This is a genomic window from Niastella caeni, assembly GCF_004834005.1.
GTDB lineage: Bacteria > Bacteroidota > Bacteroidia > Chitinophagales > Chitinophagaceae > Niastella > Niastella caeni.
In genome coordinates this window covers 93,137-110,993 of record NZ_STFF01000003.1, presented here as the reverse complement: position 1 = coordinate 110,993, position 17,857 = coordinate 93,137, and the positions used below count along the sequence as shown (strand labels likewise).

General features: G+C 41.9%; 8 protein-coding genes. 6 read left to right on the top strand and 2 right to left on the bottom strand.

Features of this window, described 5'->3' with window-relative positions; translation table 11 throughout:
- Positions 1–25 precede the first annotated feature (25 nt).
- The 6 genes from FAM09_RS11975 (at position 26) to FAM09_RS11950 (ending at position 15,726) form a co-directional block, all read left to right on the top strand.
- A complete protein-coding gene (locus FAM09_RS11975) occupies positions 26–4,612 on the top strand; it encodes a DUF6443 domain-containing protein (protein ID WP_208025549.1) in 4,587 nt (1,528 codons plus the stop codon).
- A complete protein-coding gene (locus tag FAM09_RS11970) occupies positions 4,590–5,060 on the top strand; it encodes a hypothetical protein (RefSeq protein ID WP_166437112.1) in 471 nt (156 codons plus the stop codon). The genes FAM09_RS11975 and FAM09_RS11970 overlap by 23 nt, the downstream gene beginning before the upstream one ends.
- A 255-nt stretch (positions 5,061–5,315) precedes the next feature.
- Positions 5,316–9,845, top strand: coding sequence for a DUF5977 domain-containing protein (locus FAM09_RS11965; protein ID WP_136577355.1), 4,530 nt, complete (start codon positions 5,316–5,318; stop codon positions 9,843–9,845).
- A 40-nt stretch (positions 9,846–9,885) separates the two neighbouring features.
- A complete protein-coding gene (locus FAM09_RS11960) occupies positions 9,886–14,925 on the top strand; it encodes a DUF6443 domain-containing protein (protein ID WP_136577354.1) in 5,040 nt (1,679 codons plus the stop codon).
- The gene (locus FAM09_RS11955; protein WP_136577353.1) at positions 14,925–15,200 is read left to right on the top strand and encodes a DUF7710 domain-containing protein; all 276 of its coding nucleotides are present in this window, start codon (positions 14,925–14,927) and stop codon (positions 15,198–15,200) included. Before FAM09_RS11960 ends, FAM09_RS11955 begins: the two co-directional genes overlap by 1 nt.
- Positions 15,193–15,726 carry a hypothetical protein gene (locus FAM09_RS11950; protein WP_136577352.1) on the top strand — a complete coding sequence of 178 codons (534 nt, stop codon included), beginning with the start codon at positions 15,193–15,195 and terminating at the stop codon, positions 15,724–15,726. The genes FAM09_RS11955 and FAM09_RS11950 overlap by 8 nt, the downstream gene beginning before the upstream one ends.
- 329 nt (positions 15,727–16,055) lie before the next feature.
- Here the strand turns inward: FAM09_RS11950 and FAM09_RS11945 are convergent, their stop codons facing one another.
- Positions 16,056–16,973 (bottom strand): helix-turn-helix domain-containing protein, encoded by a 918-nt coding sequence (locus FAM09_RS11945; RefSeq protein ID WP_136577351.1) that lies wholly within the window; start codon positions 16,971–16,973, stop codon positions 16,056–16,058.
- Positions 16,974–17,042: 69 nt separating this feature from the next.
- Positions 17,043–17,846, bottom strand: coding sequence for a type 1 glutamine amidotransferase domain-containing protein (locus tag FAM09_RS11940; protein ID WP_136577350.1), 804 nt, complete (start codon positions 17,844–17,846; stop codon positions 17,043–17,045).
- Positions 17,847–17,857: the final 11 nt, after the last annotated feature.

The following is a 17,857-nucleotide window of genomic DNA, read 5'->3' as shown; positions in this document are numbered from 1 at the left end:
GGCCGTACAAATAAGTCAACCAACCATGTTCAGAACAACTGCCCTGTATTTCGTAGCATTTTCAGTAATGTTAAACATATTTGTAAGTTCTGCTCAGGCGCAACAACAAAACCGTCCTGCTGCAGCAGGAGTTTCCACCCCTTCAGTGCAACCTTTGCCAGTGATAAGCGGTAGTGTAAAAGTGAACTATGTGCGCCTGTGGGATGCCATGGGACCTGTCAGCGATCCTGGTGCAATGGTAACCGCCGGTTATCAGGATGTAAAGCAAACTACACAATATATAGATGGGTTAGGGCGGCCGTTGCAAACCGTGAACCGGCAAATTTCCCCGCAGGCAAAGGACCTGGTAGCGCCGGTGGTGTATGATGATTATGGAAGAGAATCATTCAAGTACCAGCCGTATGTATCAACAGAAAGTAACGGATTGTTTAAAATCGATCCGTTCAATGCGCAAAAAACGTTCATGCAGGTGCAGTATCCCGATGAGCAGGTGTATTATGGTAAGATCGATTATGAAGCATCCCCGTTAAAACGGGTGGTTAAAACGATGGCGCCGGGTAATAATTGGGCCGGTAGCAATAGGGGCATAGGCAAGGATTACCTGGTGAACACGGCGGCTGATGGGGTGAGAATTTGGAATATCACCAACAACTCACTGACCTACATTAATAATGATGTAACAACGAATATTCCCTTTATTGCAGCGACTACCTATGCTGCCGGGGAGTTGTATAAAAATGGAACCACCGATGAAGCAGGCAACAAGGTGATAGAGTATAAAGATAAGGATGGGCTGGTGGTGTTAAAAAAAGTGGAGTCAGGTGATAATACAGCCGTAGTGACGCCTTCTTCCGGATTGCTGGCAGACCTTACATTAACCGGCCTTCAAACCGGTTTGCACCAGGCATATAACAGCATTACACTTGATCTTGAATTTGTATCTGATGGTAATTTCACGGCAGAAATTGTGAGTGCGACAACCATCGAAACGGCGTATGTTGGTTATCTATGCACTTACTATGTATATGATGATCTGGGCCAGTTGCGTTTTGTGATCCCGCCAAAAGCAGTGGCGCAGTTGCTGACCAACAACTGGCAACTGACGCCAGATATCATTAATGAGCTTTGTTTTCGGTATGAATATGATGCCAAAAAGCGAATGATCGCCAAAAAAGTACCCGGCTCCGGTTGGGTATATATGGTATATGATGTGCGCGACCGCGCCGTGTTTATCCAGGATGCCAGTTTGCGCGACAAGGGACAATGGGCCGCTACTTTATACGATGGGTTTAACCGGCCCGTGATGACGGGGATCATGAACTGGAACATCGGCTCTGCTTCAGCATTGCAGCAGGCTGTAACAACGCAAACCTCCAGCGACAATGAATCTGTAGTTGATGGCATTACAGTAAACAAAAATCCCCTTCCTTCAGGGGTTACCTTCATTGCTCTCACTAAAATGTATTATGATAATTATAGCTGGACCAACACAACATACTCTACTGCATATAATGGCTTGCTTGATGCCGGTTTTAACCGGCATGTGGCAGCTATGCCATCGCAGGCGCATAGTCAGGCTATAGGTTTGGTTACCGGCTCTAAGGTGCGGGTTATAACCGATCCGAATAACCTGTCGGCCGGCAACTGGCTTACGACAGTAAATTTTTATGATAACCGGAAGCGTTTAATACAAACTCATAGCCAAACCCTCAAAGGAAATGATATACTAACCAATCTGTATGATTTTACCGGTAAAGTGTTATGCGTCTACCTGGATCATGCCAATCCCGCTGGTACGCCAGCCAGTGTACATGTTAAAACCGGGATGGAATATGATCATGGCGGGCGGTTGAAGAAAGTATGGAAAATGCTCAATGACGATGGTAAAAAAGTGGTCATTGCGGAAAATGAATATGATGAGCTGGGCCAATTGAAAAATAAAAATTTAGGGCATAAAAAAGATATTAACGGCAATTATACATCGGTTCCAATAGAAACACTCGACTACAGCTACAATATCCGTGGTTGGATGACTGGTGTAAACAAGGATTATAGCAATGCCAATGGTACTGACCGGTGGTTTGGCATGGAATTGAATTACGACAAAGGGTTTGACCAGAGCCAATATAATGGAAATTTGGCCGGCACTAAATGGCGCAGTAAGGGTGATGGCGAGCGGCGTGCTTATGGCTATACGTACGATAAGGCAAATAGATTATTGGGCGCTGATTTCACGCAATTTGCCGGAAGTAGCTATACAGATCATGCCACCATCAACTTTGATATGGTAATGGGCAATGGCACAGATGTCAACGCTGCCTATGATGAAAATGGCAATATCAAAGCTATGAAGCATTGGGGGCTTAAGCTCACCAACAGCCAGGTGATAGACGATCTTCAGTATTCCTACTTTAATAACGGCAATAAATTAAGTTCAGTTACTGATAATGCCCCGGCGCAAACCGGCGCCAGCCTGGGCGACTTTACCGACAATAATACGAGTGGTAATGATTATGGGTATGATGTTAATGGGAACATGCTTTCCGATAAGAATAAAAAACTGGCCGGTAGTACAGGCATCGATTTGACCAGTGGCGGCGCCATCAGGTACAATCACCTGAACCTGCCCTGGCAGATAAACGTAGAAAATGGAAACAAAGGGACCATCACTTATATTTATGATGCAACAGGCGCCAAATTGAAAAAAATAGCTTTTGAAAAGAGCGCCACAGTGACCTATAATAACAGCAGTTTTACCAGCGATATTACCACCACTACCAGCTATGTTAGCGGAATGGTATATGAAAGTAAATCGTATGACAACGGAAGCCTGTCTGCACTGAATTATACAGATAAGCTGCAATTTATGAGGCATGAAGAAGGCCGCATTCGGTATATCGACGCTACAGGAACAACGGCGGCGCATTATGAATATGATTATTTTGTAAAAGACCACCTGGGTGATATTCGCATGGTGTTAACAGAAGAGCAAAAGCAGGATATTTATCCGGCCGCTACCCTGGAAGGGGATGTGAATACAAGCACTGATGCTGCTTACATTGAAAAGGGCTATTACAATATCAATAGTGCTTATGTGGTGAGCAGCTCGGTGGCTACCGGCATCAGCACCTATCAAAACAACAACGGAAATCCACCGTATAATAATAATCCCAACAGCAACCCCACTGCTAATAGCACCAAGCTATACCAATTAAATGCCACTACCAATAAAGCAGGGTTAGGCATGACACTGAAAGTAATGGCAGGTGACCAGATCAACATCTTTGGGAAATCGTACTGGTTCAACAACGGCGGTAATTATAGTGATAAATATCCCATTCCGGTAAACAGTATCCTGGATGCGTTTTTAGGTACTCCGGCCATGTTTGGAAAGGGTTTAACAACAGTGGGCATCAGTACAACCCCGCTCGTTGATGCATTGGATGCGTTTAGAACTCGTAACGATGGTACAAGCACCCCCTGGGCTTATATAAACTGGATATTTTTCGATGAACAATTTAACTTTGCTGGTGGTGGTTTTGACCGGATTGGCAGCAACGGCGTTGTTAAAGATCATAACAATGTAACCATACCTACGTTGACCGCTCCCAAGAACGGGTACGTTTTTGTATATTGCAGCAACGAGAGCCAGTACAATGTGTTCTTTGATAATTTACAGGTGATCCATTCGCGCGGGCCCTTACTGGAAGAAACGCATTATTATCCGTTTGGATTGACGATGACTGGAATAAGTTCGAAAGCAAGTGGTAAACTGGATAATAAGTATGAGTATAATGGAAAGGAGAAACAAGAGAGAGAATTTAGTGATGGCAGTGGGTTGGAATGGTATGATTATGGGGCGAGGATGTATGATGCGCAGATTGGGAGATGGCATGTGATAGATCCATTAAGCGAAAAGTATTATTCTATTTCTCCTTATGCATACACGGCAAATAATCCCATTACGTATATCGACATTGATGGTAACGTAATAGGTAATCCAAATGATCCTCAAGTAAAAAGATACCAGGCTGTGTTAAGTAAAACAGAGGCAGGAAGACAGTTATGGAATAGCATGGAGACAAGTACGCGTACCATCTTCATATTTGAGCACAAGGCGTCAAAAAATGATGTTGTGGGTACAGCAATGAAAGCGACTAATACACAAGGACTGACGTCCCCAAAGAACGAATATGATAAATTAAAAAATACCGGTATTGTAAAGGAGGCAGATCATCTTAACAGTGACAATTTTACATTTAATGCTGAAACCGGAAATTATGACAAGACGTCGGAGTGGGATAATACGATTGTCTCTATTAGCTACGACGCTCTTAAATCTGAGGCGTTACAGATTGCATTAGATTATAATGTTGATGGAGCTACCGCTATGGAAATGGCCATTAATAAAATAGTAGGCCACGAAGTAAAGCATACATTGCAAAAATCAGAGGATTGGAAGCCGAAGGAGAAAGGTAAGGATGGGAAATATAAAGAGCAGAAAAAAGCAAAAAGTAAAGATTATGATGATAGGGAACATGAAAAAGAAGCAAATGCTGCAGCCGGCGATGTTCAGAATGAATATATGCATGATAATAATATCAGGCATTAATAAAATTGTTTGCATTGGGACTATTGTATCAGGCTTACTTGCCTGCAATCCGGCTTTTTCTCAAGATGTATTCTTTTTACGTGATGGAAAGGTTATTAGTGACAGTTCTTTCCGTATTGAGAGTGGTAATAAAAGAAGATCGATCAGAATAGGCTCAAGCTCTTCTGACTCTGTTTTTTTGCCTTTGCCTGTTAAAGTGATTAACATCGCGAGCATAGAGAATGTCTATGGCCTGATGCTTGAAACTGAGGATAAATATTATATTTATTTGGGAAACCTTAATAAGATCTTTGTTCAAAGAGGGCAAAGGATACTTAATGGCAAAGTTGTAGGACAGGTTCTTTTTGACAGTAGTTTTCATTTAAATCTTTTGGATATAAGTATTAAGAAAGATGATAAGGATTTAGATCCCGATGAAATATTAAACTATCTCCGGTTTATAAAGTAGTGTTAATAAGAAGTTGTATAGGGCCGAATAAGAATTAACGGTCGCCCCAGCCGGGGTGGCCGTCTTTTTTATATGTAAGCAATGCGGTAATCACGCAAGTGGTCATTCAATGCTCACGACATTTTTTCTGCACATCTATCGTCCAAATCTACACGCCTATTGACAAAACTGCACGTCTATTAATTTAGTCAGCCGTTTTTTATAATCTGGCATACATTCGCAACGCCACAACCAAAACAACCTGGGCCTGTATTTATGAATATTTTTCAATTCCGCCAACTGGTTATATCCAGCTTACTGATCACCCTATTCGCACTGATAAACCAAATTGACGTACATGCACAATCAGATCCCGATATCGAGCGGCCGCCGATAAGAGTTCCTTCGGCCAATGCTGCTTCTTTAGGCAAATACGGCGATATTCCTGTTTCGCAATATACCGGCATAGCGAATGTGAGCATTCCTATTCAAACACTGGAATACGCAGGTCTTTCAGTGCCTATCTCTCTTAGTTATCACGGCGGAGGTATAAGGGTAGAGGAGGAAGCCAGTTGGACTGGTTTGGGTTGGTCGTTAAATGCGGGTGGAGTAATAACCCGTTCAATCAGGGGGCTCGACGATTTTCCGGAATATGGTAGTAACCCCGGAAGAGGTTATTTTAAAGAAGATGCGATCCCTTCGCTCAATCATCCTATTAACCCTTATGTTTATGAACATTATACCCAGGGGGAATACACGATGGTGCATGCATTCAGTAACTACGGTTCATATAATTATCCAATAATAGACTATCAACTATCAATAGCGGGCGGAAACAGAGATGGGCAGCCTGATATTTTTAATTTTAATTTTAATGGAATTTCCGGTAAGTTCCTGATCGACAAAAAAAGGAATGCTACTGAATCGTATCACGTAGTATTGTACAGCAAAGCCAACTTAAAGGTTCAATTGGCTAATAACGATCTCACAGGCCAGCAGGGTTTTACCATTACCGATGAAGCAGGAAATGTATATTGGTTCCAGCAACTGGAAGTATCCAGAAGCAGATCGGGGCCGTGCAGGACCGGTAAACTGTTGTACGACCCCTCTATGCTACCAGAACCGGGATGGTGGTACCAGGTAGCTGAACTCAATAGGGACATAAGAAATGATAATTTTGCTAATTTTTATCATCCTTATAGTCAGTTAGTATATAACAACTATATTTCTTCCTGGTACCTTACAAAGATGGTTAATTCAGCGGGGGCTGAAATTAACTTTACCTATAACCAGCTTTCACAATATATTAAATCGCTTCCAACAAGAAGCCAGAAAGTGGTCAGCACAGAGGTTACGGTTAATCCATACGCCTTTAATTTTTCTTTTACCATTAATGAAACAAAGAATGTTTATCTGCAGCAAATTAGTTATCCCGGCACAACGGTAACTTTTAATACGTCTGATCGGATCGATATGCAGCCCGTCAATAATGTATATGCAAAAAAGCTCGACAATATCGAGTTCCGCTATTCGAATAACCTCAAGAACAAATGGTATTTATATTATGGCTATATGAACAGCGGATCCGGTATGCCTGATTATATTTCCAAAAGGCTGAAATTAGATTATGTTCAGCAGGGTGATGGCGGAAACTATGGGCCAAGGTATTTATTTGAGTATAACAACACCAACTCTTTAATATTACCCGATAAGGATTCATATGCGCAGGACCATTATGGATACTATAACGGCCAGTTGAGCAATGACAGCAAGCCTTATTTTGTTGAATACATGCCTTATTATATGGCCAGCAATGCGCCGTTTAGCTGGATAGGGCAGCAGGCATGCGACCGAAGCGTACATGCTGAATTTGTGGAAGCCGGCCTGTTGAAGAAAATAACTTATCCTACCGGCGGGGTTACCAGTTTTACTTATGAATCGAATGACTTTGCCAATGGCGACAGAATGAATTATTATGCCGGTAATTATCACCTTGTTGAAGGGAACCAGGACATACATGATATTCCTTCTCTTGGTGCAATAGCGGATGACAGAGTAACGCAGGGGGCTGGTTGCCGCATAAAGGAAATTACGAATTATGAGTATGCCGGTAAAATAACTTCGCGTAAGGTATTTACCTATACACAGTACGTGGGTGGAGGTTTGTCTACTGGCAAGATCATGTTCGCCATGAAGCATTTCAGTTTTGAAACCTGGAGCACATCACCATCATATAAGCTGTTTTCTTATAACCAATATGCCAATCCATCTTCTGCTGCCGGCAGCCCACTGGGTTATAGCAAAGTGCAGGAACTGCAGTACGACGCGCAGAATCATTATAACGGGTATATTGAATACACTTTCGAGAACGAAGTGGAGTCTAATAGCAGTATGTTTATTTACAAGCATCCTTGTCCGGTTCCTTCCCCCGACAGGTGGGAATATACGCCCGATCAATCTACTCCTTATTTTGTCTTTTGCCCGCTTCCTAACATGGTTAACAGAAGGGAAGTGTATCCTATCAATATTCCTAACGTAATTCATGCATCTAACGGAAATAATATTGAATATTCAGTTTATAACGCGAACGGAAACCTGGTATATCAAAAGGTAAATGTGTATGAAGAGAAAGATAAAGAAAAGATAAAATGCATCGAAAATCACCCACGTACAGGTAATGGCGATGTTTTTTCTATAATATTTAGTGAAACGGCTGCTTTTAAAGCGCTGACGCAATCGACCGTTTACCAGGATGGGGCAACCAGCATTACCAAATATTCTTATGATCCTAATTTCAAACACTATAAAGCAGTTTCGATAGAAACAAGCAACAGTAAAAAAGAAACGGTTACTGCCAATTTTAAGTATTTCACCGATTACAATGTTACTGCAGCATCGGGACCGGCAGCCCTCGGCATAAAATCACTGGCCGATAAATATATCCTGTCGCCGGTTGAGATCATAAAGCAAAAAGCGGTAAATGGTAATACCGTTATCACAAGCGCTGCCTGTTTTGAATATGCTGCAGGTAATGGCAAAATGCAGAATGTATATGCCGCGGATATCAAGGCGCCGGTTGCTACCGCCAGTTTTGCCAATAGTACGGTTAATGCCTCCGGCGTATTTACCAAAGATCCAACATATGAATCCAAAACCAGTGTGGGCAGTTTTAACAATCTGGGTGCGCCGAATGATATTACCACCGTTAGTGAAAGATCAGCTTACCTGTATGGCTATAACCAGGCCTACCCGATAGCCCTGGTTGCCAATGCCAAAAGCAATGAAGTGTTTTTTGATGGTTTTGAAGAAGCCGGCTCCTGGAGTGGGGTGGTATATGATAATACCAAAGCGCGAACCGGTTTTCAGTCTGGAAAAATTGAGAAAACTACCGCAGGTGAATTATACTATCACAGTACCAAATGGCTGGATGTAGCACTTGCCGCACCGGTTAAATACAAGTACTCGGGATGGGTATATAGCAACGGGCCGGGTGTTGAAATCTTTTTCTTCATGAAGCGGGCCGGTGAATCAGGGTATTTTAGCTACGTAGATGCGATTGCTACTTCAACCACCGGGCAATGGGTATACCTGGAAAAAGAATATACGGTTCCGGCAGATGTGGTTGCTTTGAACATGAGGATAGATAACAACGGCGGTGGAACGGTATGGTTCGATGACATCCGGCTGCACCCTTCTGCTGCCCAGATGACCACGTATACGTATGATCCGTTAATCGGGATTACGAGCCAGACCGATATCGCAAATCGCCCCAGCTATTATGAATATGATGCGTTGGGGCGGCTGATCGTAATCCGCGACCAGGACCGGAACGTGCTTAAAAAACTCTGCTATAATTTTTCAGGCAATCCGCAAAACTGTGATAATGTGCTGCTGTATTCCAACATGGGCATCAGCGGTAATTTTACAAAAAATGATTGTGGCAGCGGATATATACCCGGCACAGTGACCTATAATGTTTACCCGGGAACTTACACGTCTACGGTAAGCCAGGCCACGGTAGACCAGCAGGCTATAGATGATCTCAATGCCAATGGGCAGAACTATGCCAATGCGAACGGCGCCTGCACTTTGATAGTGTATTATAATGTATTTAAGTCCGGTATGTTTCAACGGAACACCTGTACGCAGGCAGGGTATGAAGGTAGTTGGGTAACCTACCACGTTTTGGCAGGGACATATAGCTCATTGATCAGCCAGGAAGATGCCAATCAAAAGGCACAGAATGAAATAAATGCCAATGGTCAAAACTATGCCAATACCAATGGTACCTGCAATCCGAAAGTATATTATAATGTCTATAAATCCGGGCTCTTCCAACGTAATACGTGCGATGCAGGTTATCTGGGCAGTTGGGTAAAATACGAGGTTTTGGCAGGTAAATACAGCTCATTGATCAGCCAGGAATATGTTGATCAACAGGCCCAGAGCGATATAGATGCCAATGGTCAGCACTATACGAATGTTATGGGTACCTGTACACTGATACCTACATCAGTAAATATCAAAAATTCAAACAACACTTCAAGGGAATTTTATGTAACGTTTACCAATACCTCGACTAATACGGTTTATAACTTTTTAATATATCCAAATGGGGGCGGTGCATCACTGGGAACTATTCCAATTGCCACCTATAATATATCCATAACGCCAGCACAACCAGGTGGAAGCACTGAGTACGAGTGGTGGGTCGGCAGTTTATATCAGGCCGGCGGCACTTCAATATCGATGACCGGAGAAAACTTAAGTAGTGGTGAAATAAACATCCGAATCGATCTGTACTAGAGAATCAAAATCATTACGGCCCTAAATAAATCAACCAACCATGCCCAGAGCAACTGCCTTTTATCCTGTAGTGATTGCGGTAATGCTAACTGTATTGATAAGTTCTGCCAAAGCGCAACAACAAAACCGGCCTGCAGCAGCAGCGGCTTCCAATCCTTCGGTACAACCAGTGCCGGTTTTGGGTGGCGGTGTAAAGGTAAATTATATCCGTAGTTGGGATGCGATGGCGCCAATAACCGACCCTGCTGCTTTAGTAACTGCCGGCTACCAGAATGTAACGCAGACCACACAATATGTAGATGGGTTGGGGCGGCCCTTGCAAACCGTTGCCAGGCAGGTTACGCCGCAGGCAAAAGACATGGTAGCGCCGGTAGTGTATGATGATTTCGGAAGAGAGCAACTCAAATACCTGCCCTATGTTTCAACAGACAACAATGGCTTGTTCAAAGTAGATCCATTTAATGCGCAAAAAGCGTTCATGCAGACGCAGTTTCCCGATGAGCAGGTGTTTTACAGTAAAAAAGAATATGAAGCTTCTCCATTGAACCGGGTAGATAAAACCATGGCGCCGGGTAATAGTTGGGCAGGTGGCAACAGGGGCGTGAGTTTAGAAAATCTGGTGAACACGGCGGCAGATGGGGTGCGCATCTGGAATATCACAAGTAATCCGCTGACCTATGCAAATAAAGATGTTTCAACGAATATTCCAACAATTACTGTTAATTATAATGCAGGGGAACTGTATAAAAATGTTACTACCGATGAATTGGGAAATAAGCTGATAGAGTATAGAAATAAAGATGGTAAAGTGGTGTTAAAAAAAGTGGAGTCCGGCGATAATACGGCCGTTGTGCAACCTCCATCCGGATTGCAGTCAGACCTCACTTTAACCGGCTTTCAAACCGGCTTACACCAGGCATATAACAGCATCACGCTTGATCTTGGATTTGAATCCAGCACAGATTTTACTGCAGAAATTGTGAATGCAAATACAAATACCATTGAAGCAGCGTATGTTGGCTATTTAAGTACATATTATATATATGATGATCTGAACCAGTTACGATTTGTGATCCCGCCCAAGGCGGTTGCGCAATTGCTGCTCAACAACTGGCAACTGACACCCGATATTATTAATGAGCTCTGTTTCCGGTATGAATATGATGCCCGGAAACGGATGATCGCTAAAAAAGTACCAGGCGCCGGTTGGGTATATATGATATACGATGTACGTAACCGTCTCATATTTACACAGGATGCCAATCAGCGCGACAAGGGACTGTGGGCGGCGAATTTATACGATGATTTAAACCGCCCGGTAATGACGGGTATTTTGAATTGGAGCAGCGGTAACCCCGATGCATTACAACAGGCTGTAACAACTCAAACCGCTAGTGACAATGCATCAACAATTGAGGGCATTACAGTAAACAAAAACCCCATTCCATCTGGCGCCACTTTCGTTGCACTGACCAAAACGTACTATGATAATTATAGCTGGACCAACAAGACCTTCACCGCAGCATATAATGGATTACTTGATGCAGGAAGCAATCTGCATGTGGTTGCCATGCCATCGCAGGCGAATACGCAAACAATGGGTTTGGTTACCGGATCGCAAGTGAGAGTATTAACCGATCCTAATAACTTATCAGCCGGCAACTGGCTCACCACCGTAAGTTTTTATGATGACCGCAACCGGGTAATACAAACGCATAGCCAAACCATTAAAGGAAATGATATACTAACTAACCTGTATGATTTTGCAGGTAAAGTGCTGTGCAGTTATCTGGATCATACAAACTCAACAGGTGCACCTACCAGTGTTAGGACGAAAACAGGGATGGAATATGATCATGCCGGTCGGGTAAAGAAAGTATGGAAAATGCTCAATGATGATGGTAAGAAAGTGGTCATTTCGGAAAATGAGTATGATGAGTTGGGCAAGCTGAAAAGCAAAAAGCTGGGACATAAGAAGGATATTAATGGCAACTATATAACAGATCCTCTGGAAACACTCGACTACAGCTACAATATCCGCGGCTGGTTAACGGGTATAAACAAGGACTATAGCAATGCCAGTGGCCCTGACCGGTGGTTTGGGATGGAAGTAAACTACGATCGGGGATTTGACAAGATCCAATACAATGGCAATGTTGCGGGTACCAAATGGCGCAGTAAAGGCGATGGCGAACGCCGGGCCTATGGCTATACATACGATAAAGCCAATAGAATATTGGGGGCTGATTTTACGCAATTTGCCGGCAGTGCTTATACAGATCATGCCACCATCAACTTTGATATGCAGATAGGAGATGGGACAACTGTTGCATCGGCGTATGACGAAAATGGCAATATAAAAGCCATGAAACAATGGGGGTTAAAGTTGACCAGCAGCCAGGTAATAGATGATCTGCAATATACCTACTTTAATAACGGCAATAAATTAAGTGCAGTTACTGATAATGCTCCTGTGCAAACCGGCGCCAGCCTGGGCGACTTTACCGATAATAATACCAGCGGTAATGATTATGGGTATGATGGCAATGGTAACATGATTGCAGATAAGAACAAAAAGCTGAATGGTATTGCCGATATGGATCAAGCCAGCGGCGCCATCACATACAATCAACTGAACCTGCCATGGCAGATACAGGTTGATGGCGGCAATAAAGGCACTATCACTTATATTTATGATGCAGCGGGTACAAAATTGCAAAAGATAACTTTTGAAAAGAGTGCCTCGGTAACCTATAACAGCAGCAGCTTTACGAGTGATATTACCACTACTACCAGCTATGTTAATGGAACGGTGTACGAAAGCAAAGCGTATGCAAACAGCAGCCTGGCAGCGCTCAACTATACAGATAAGCTGCAGTTTATGGGCCATGAAGAGGGTCGCATTCGTTATATAGCCGCAGCAGGGACTACACCCGCTAAATTTGAATATGATTATTTCATAAAAGATAACCTGGGTAATGTGCGCATGGTGCTCACGGAAGAACAGAAGCAGGACATTTACCCGGCTGCTACCCTCGAAGGCAATTTGAATACAAGCACAGACGCAGCTTACGTTGAAAAGGGCTTTTACAACATCAACAGCGCTTATGTGGTGAACAGTTCGGTAGCAACCGGTATCAGCACCTATCAAAACAATAATGGAAATCCTCCGTATAATAATAACCCAAACAGCAATGCGACGGCAAATAGCGCCAGACTATACCAGTTAAATGCTACCACCAACAAAACGGGGCTGGGGATGACGTTGAAGGTAATGACAGGTGATCAGATCAATATTTTTGGAAAGTCGTATTGGTTCAATAATGGCGGCAACTTTAATGACAAGTATCCGATTCCTGTAAGCAGTATCCTGGATGCGTTTTTGGCAACACCCACTATGGCGGCAAAGGGTTTAACGACTGCAGGAATAAGTACGACTCCACTTACGGATGCATTGAATGCCTTCAGGACCCGTAATGATGGTACAAGCGTGCCCTGGGCGTACGTTAACTGGATATTTTTTGATGAACAATTTAATTATGCCGGCGGTGGTTTTGACCGAATCGGGGGCAATGGCGTTGTTAAAGATCATAACAATGTAACCATACCTACTTTAACTGCGCCTAAGAACGGGTATGTTTTTGTGTATTGCAGTAACGAGAGCCAGTACAATGTGTTTTTCGATAACATGCAGGTGATCCATACGCGTGGGCCCTTACTGGAAGAAACGCATTATTATCCTTGGGGATTAACGATGGCAGGAATTTCTTCTAAAGCTGCCAATACATTGGAAAACAAACTTCAATTTTTGGGTAAGGAAAAGCAAAGTGCCGAATTCACTGATGGAAGCGGACTTGATATGTATGACCTGTCTGCCCGGTTTTACGATGCACAAATAGGACGTTTTGGTCAGATTGATCCGTTGGCTGATTACATGCGCAGATGGAGCCCCTATGTTTACGGGTATGATAATCCCGCTCGTTTTACAGATAGAGATGGAATGAGCCCCCAGGATAGTACAAAACCAAACGATGTTTACTTAAATCCCGACGGCACCACCCAGGTGAAGGAACTCGAAACAGTTACCGTAACAGCCAGTAAAAAATCTTCTTCCAGTGGCAGTGGTTGGTTTCATGGATTCTTAGACGTGGTTGGAATGATTGATCCTACAGGTATTGCCGATGGTTTGAATGCCGTAATATACCTTGCAGAAGGTAATTACAAGGATGCAGCACTCAGTGCAATAGGTATGCTGCCGTTAGGAGATTTAGCCAAAGGATTGAAATATGTAGATGAGGCGGAGGAAGTGGTTGAAGGAATAGTTAAATATGAAGATGAAGCAGTTGAAATAGCGGAAAAAAATTTTGTAGCTCACGGAAAAGTTCCCTGTGGTTGCTTTTTGGCGGGAACGTTGGTGCTTAGCGATAGTAGTTATAAGCCGATAGAATTAATAAAGCCGGGCGACAAAGTATGGGCATACAACGATACTACCCATACTTTTGGGCTGAAAACGGTAGTAAGGGTATTTGAATACGTTCGCGATACGGTGTACCGGTTGCATATTGGTAATGAATTGATCAATACTACCAGCGATCATCCTTTTTTTATAGGGGGCAGATGGCTCAAGGTAACACAGTTGAACGTTGGAGATAGCGTTACCACCTATAAAGGTAATAAGGTAATAATTTCTGCTATTGATATTGTTGTACAACGAACAAAGGTTCATAACTTTGAGGTTGCAGATTATCATACCTATTATGTATCGGCACAACAAGTATTGGTACACAATAGTGGGCCTTGCGATGTAAAGTTGCCTGAATCAGTAATAGTGAAACAGGATGGGGTGACCATTGAACATTATTACCATGGTATAGATCACGGCCCTGCGCATGCCCACGTTTATGGTAAGGGTACGAGCACCAAAATTGGACAGAATGGAAAGCCTTTAGACGGATCACCAGAGCTTTCAGCAAAGCAACAAAGGGTAGTTGAAGATAATAAAGCAAAGATCAGAAGATCAATGAAAAAGATTATGCAATATCATAGACATAATAATAAGCAAACAAATAACTCAAAATAATGTTGGAAGCAGTTTATGTGTTTCAAGGTGGACGTTTATGTAGTGGCGTTTTTTCGACCAAAGAAAAAGCAGAGGAGTGGATTAAAAAATATGCATTAACTGGAATGCTTACTGTTTATCCAATTGATGAAAGTGCTTATGATTGGGCTATTCGAATGGGATATTTTAAAGTTAAAAAGGAAAAAGAGTCAACGCCTGAATTTATCGGTGGATTTTCTTCGGGATCCCAGGAACACTTTCATTACAAAAACGGAGAATTGATTGCCCATGAGTAAAAGAATAATATTGTTGGGTGTATTGTGTATTATATTTCAATTGTCGCATACACAAAACTCCGTTGATCAAAAAGCATTAGCACAGGTTCTTGTTAAGAATGCCAGCGAAATGGCCTCTTTATTAAATTCAGGCGATTATAAGGGGTTCCTGAAATATATTCACCCGATTAGAATAAGTGCGGGTGGGGGAGAAGCAAAGATGATAACATTGCTGAACAACCAAAACGCCCAGTTAAAAAGTAAGGGTGTGCAAATAAAAGGTACCGTGTTTGATCAGCCATCAGAAATTGTAAAGAGCAAGAATGAATTGCAATGCACTATTTCGCAGCATACCGAATTAAAACCTGCCAAAGGAAGGGTTGTTACGCATACTACTTTAATTGCCATTTCCAATGATAATGGCAAGAGTTGGAAGTTTGTAGATGCATCCAATCTGGATATGGCAATCATCCGGAAAATGTTCCCTAACCTTAGCAGTAAAATAACTATTCCGCCAAAACAGCAGCCAACTGTTTATAAGGATTAAGGTTTAGGTTCGTTAATATTTTCACAGGCAGCCGGCCATGTTGTTTCGTATATTTACTTTTATTAAGTGGTGTTTTTCTTTTTGATTGTTTACAGAAGGCGGTTATCAATTGACAAAACCTCTTTGTTGAATTGCAAGGGGCATTGTTCGGATTACAATGACTATCGTTTGATTGCTTTTGGGTTTAGCCACTTGAAATGTTGTTTTCGCAACCGAGGATATCAAGGTTGCTGAAACCCTCGTCAAGCGTGTGGTTGTCGGAATTGTGCTACAACTAACTGTTAGCAGTATGTTGTTGCTTCGTTCTTCTTTACTTGTTTTGTCAGACTTCAGTTAAATTGAGTCCTGAATTCTAATGGACTTTTACCAACTTTTGATTTAAAGAGCTTTGAAAAACTTTGACTATGCTCAAAACCCAATTCATAAGCAATTTCACTTATGGTAAGTGTGGTGGTAGAAAGTTTTTCTTTTGCTTTTTCTATCAGCTTTTCATGTATATGCTGTTGAGTGCTTAAACCTGTTAAAGTTTTAAGCAATGTACCTAAGTAATTGGTCGATACGTTTAACTCACTTGCTATTTGATTTGCTGTTGGTAGTCCCTTTTGTATTATAGTATCTTCATGAAACCAACCGGTCAGCAAATTTTCAAGTCTTACAATTATTTCATGACTACTTTTTTTACGAGTAAGGAATTGACGCTGATAAAATCTTTCACAATAGTTTAGCAGTAACTCAATTTGTGCGATGATTATGTTTTGGCTAAACTTGTCGATATTGGCGTGGTACTCTCTTTGGATATTTTTTAGAATATCTTCAATCACACCTTCCTCTTTTTCCGACATAAAAAGTGCTTCATTTACTAAGTAGCCAAAAAACTCATAATTCTTGATGTTTTTGCCTAAAGAAGTATTCCAAATGAAATCAGGATGTATCAATAATAAATAACCTGACGGCTTTACTTCGGGCTTTTCTGTTAATAAATGTACTACTTGCTGTGGCGATACAAATGATAAAATCCCTTCATCAAAGTCATACTGTTGCTGGCCATAGCGAAATTTACCCTGAATATTTCTTTTCAAACCGATGGTATAAAACTGCTGTATCCAGCTAATTTCTTTTTCGTCTGTTTGGTAATCTACCAAACCATAATCAACCAAACTTACTAATGGATGCTCAGGCTTAGGCAAACCTGCCATAGTATGAAACTGGGTAACAGTTTTAAAAGTATGTATTTTATTATTGGACATATTAATGTAAAATTAGAAAAACAGATAGGATATTTCTACGCTATCTGTTTTAATGTTAAGCTAACTTAATTATTGTAAACTTGGTGATTCTTTCAAAATATCTATGATTGCCTTAGCCATTGGAATACTTGATGCAGGATTTTGCCCTGTTACCAGGTTGCCATCTACTTTTATGTATTCGCTCCAATTTTTGCCACAAGTATAGTTGGCGCCGTATTTTCTTAATGTCGAAGCTAAAAGCCAAGGGGCATTGTCTGCTGTGCCAAACTCAATTTCTTCTGCATCACTGAAAGATGTCATATTTCTACCTTTGAATAACCAGTTGCCTTTGTTGTCAAATGCACTTAAAAGCGCAGCTTGACCATGACATACAGCACCGATAATTTTTTTTGACTTTTCTGCTGCAAATAAAACCTTACCCATGTCTTTATCTTTGTACAAATCTTCAACTGGCCCATGCCCACCTGGAATTATCACTGCATCATAATCTTGCATGTTGATTTTGTCTAATGATAACGGATTACTTAATGTTTTAGACAAAGAAGCAAGATATTTTTTTAAGAAAGTTGCTTTTTCGGTACCTACTGTTTTTACTTCAAGACTTAAAGGGTCAGCTGTAGGTTGCTCTGCTCTTGGTGTAGCGATGTGTACTGTATAACCTGCTTCTACAAACTCTTTATGAACATCCACAAATTCTTCTGTCCAATAACCCGTTGGGTATTTTGCCCCGTTTGCCCGTGTCCATGTGTCGGCTGCCGAAAGTACGATAATTACTTTTTTAGTTGCTTTGCTTTGTTGAGCAAAAGCGGTAACACTTATTACAAAGATTGAAAGTAAGAGAGTAAGCGGTTTGATTGAAATTATTTTTTTCATTTTGTATGATT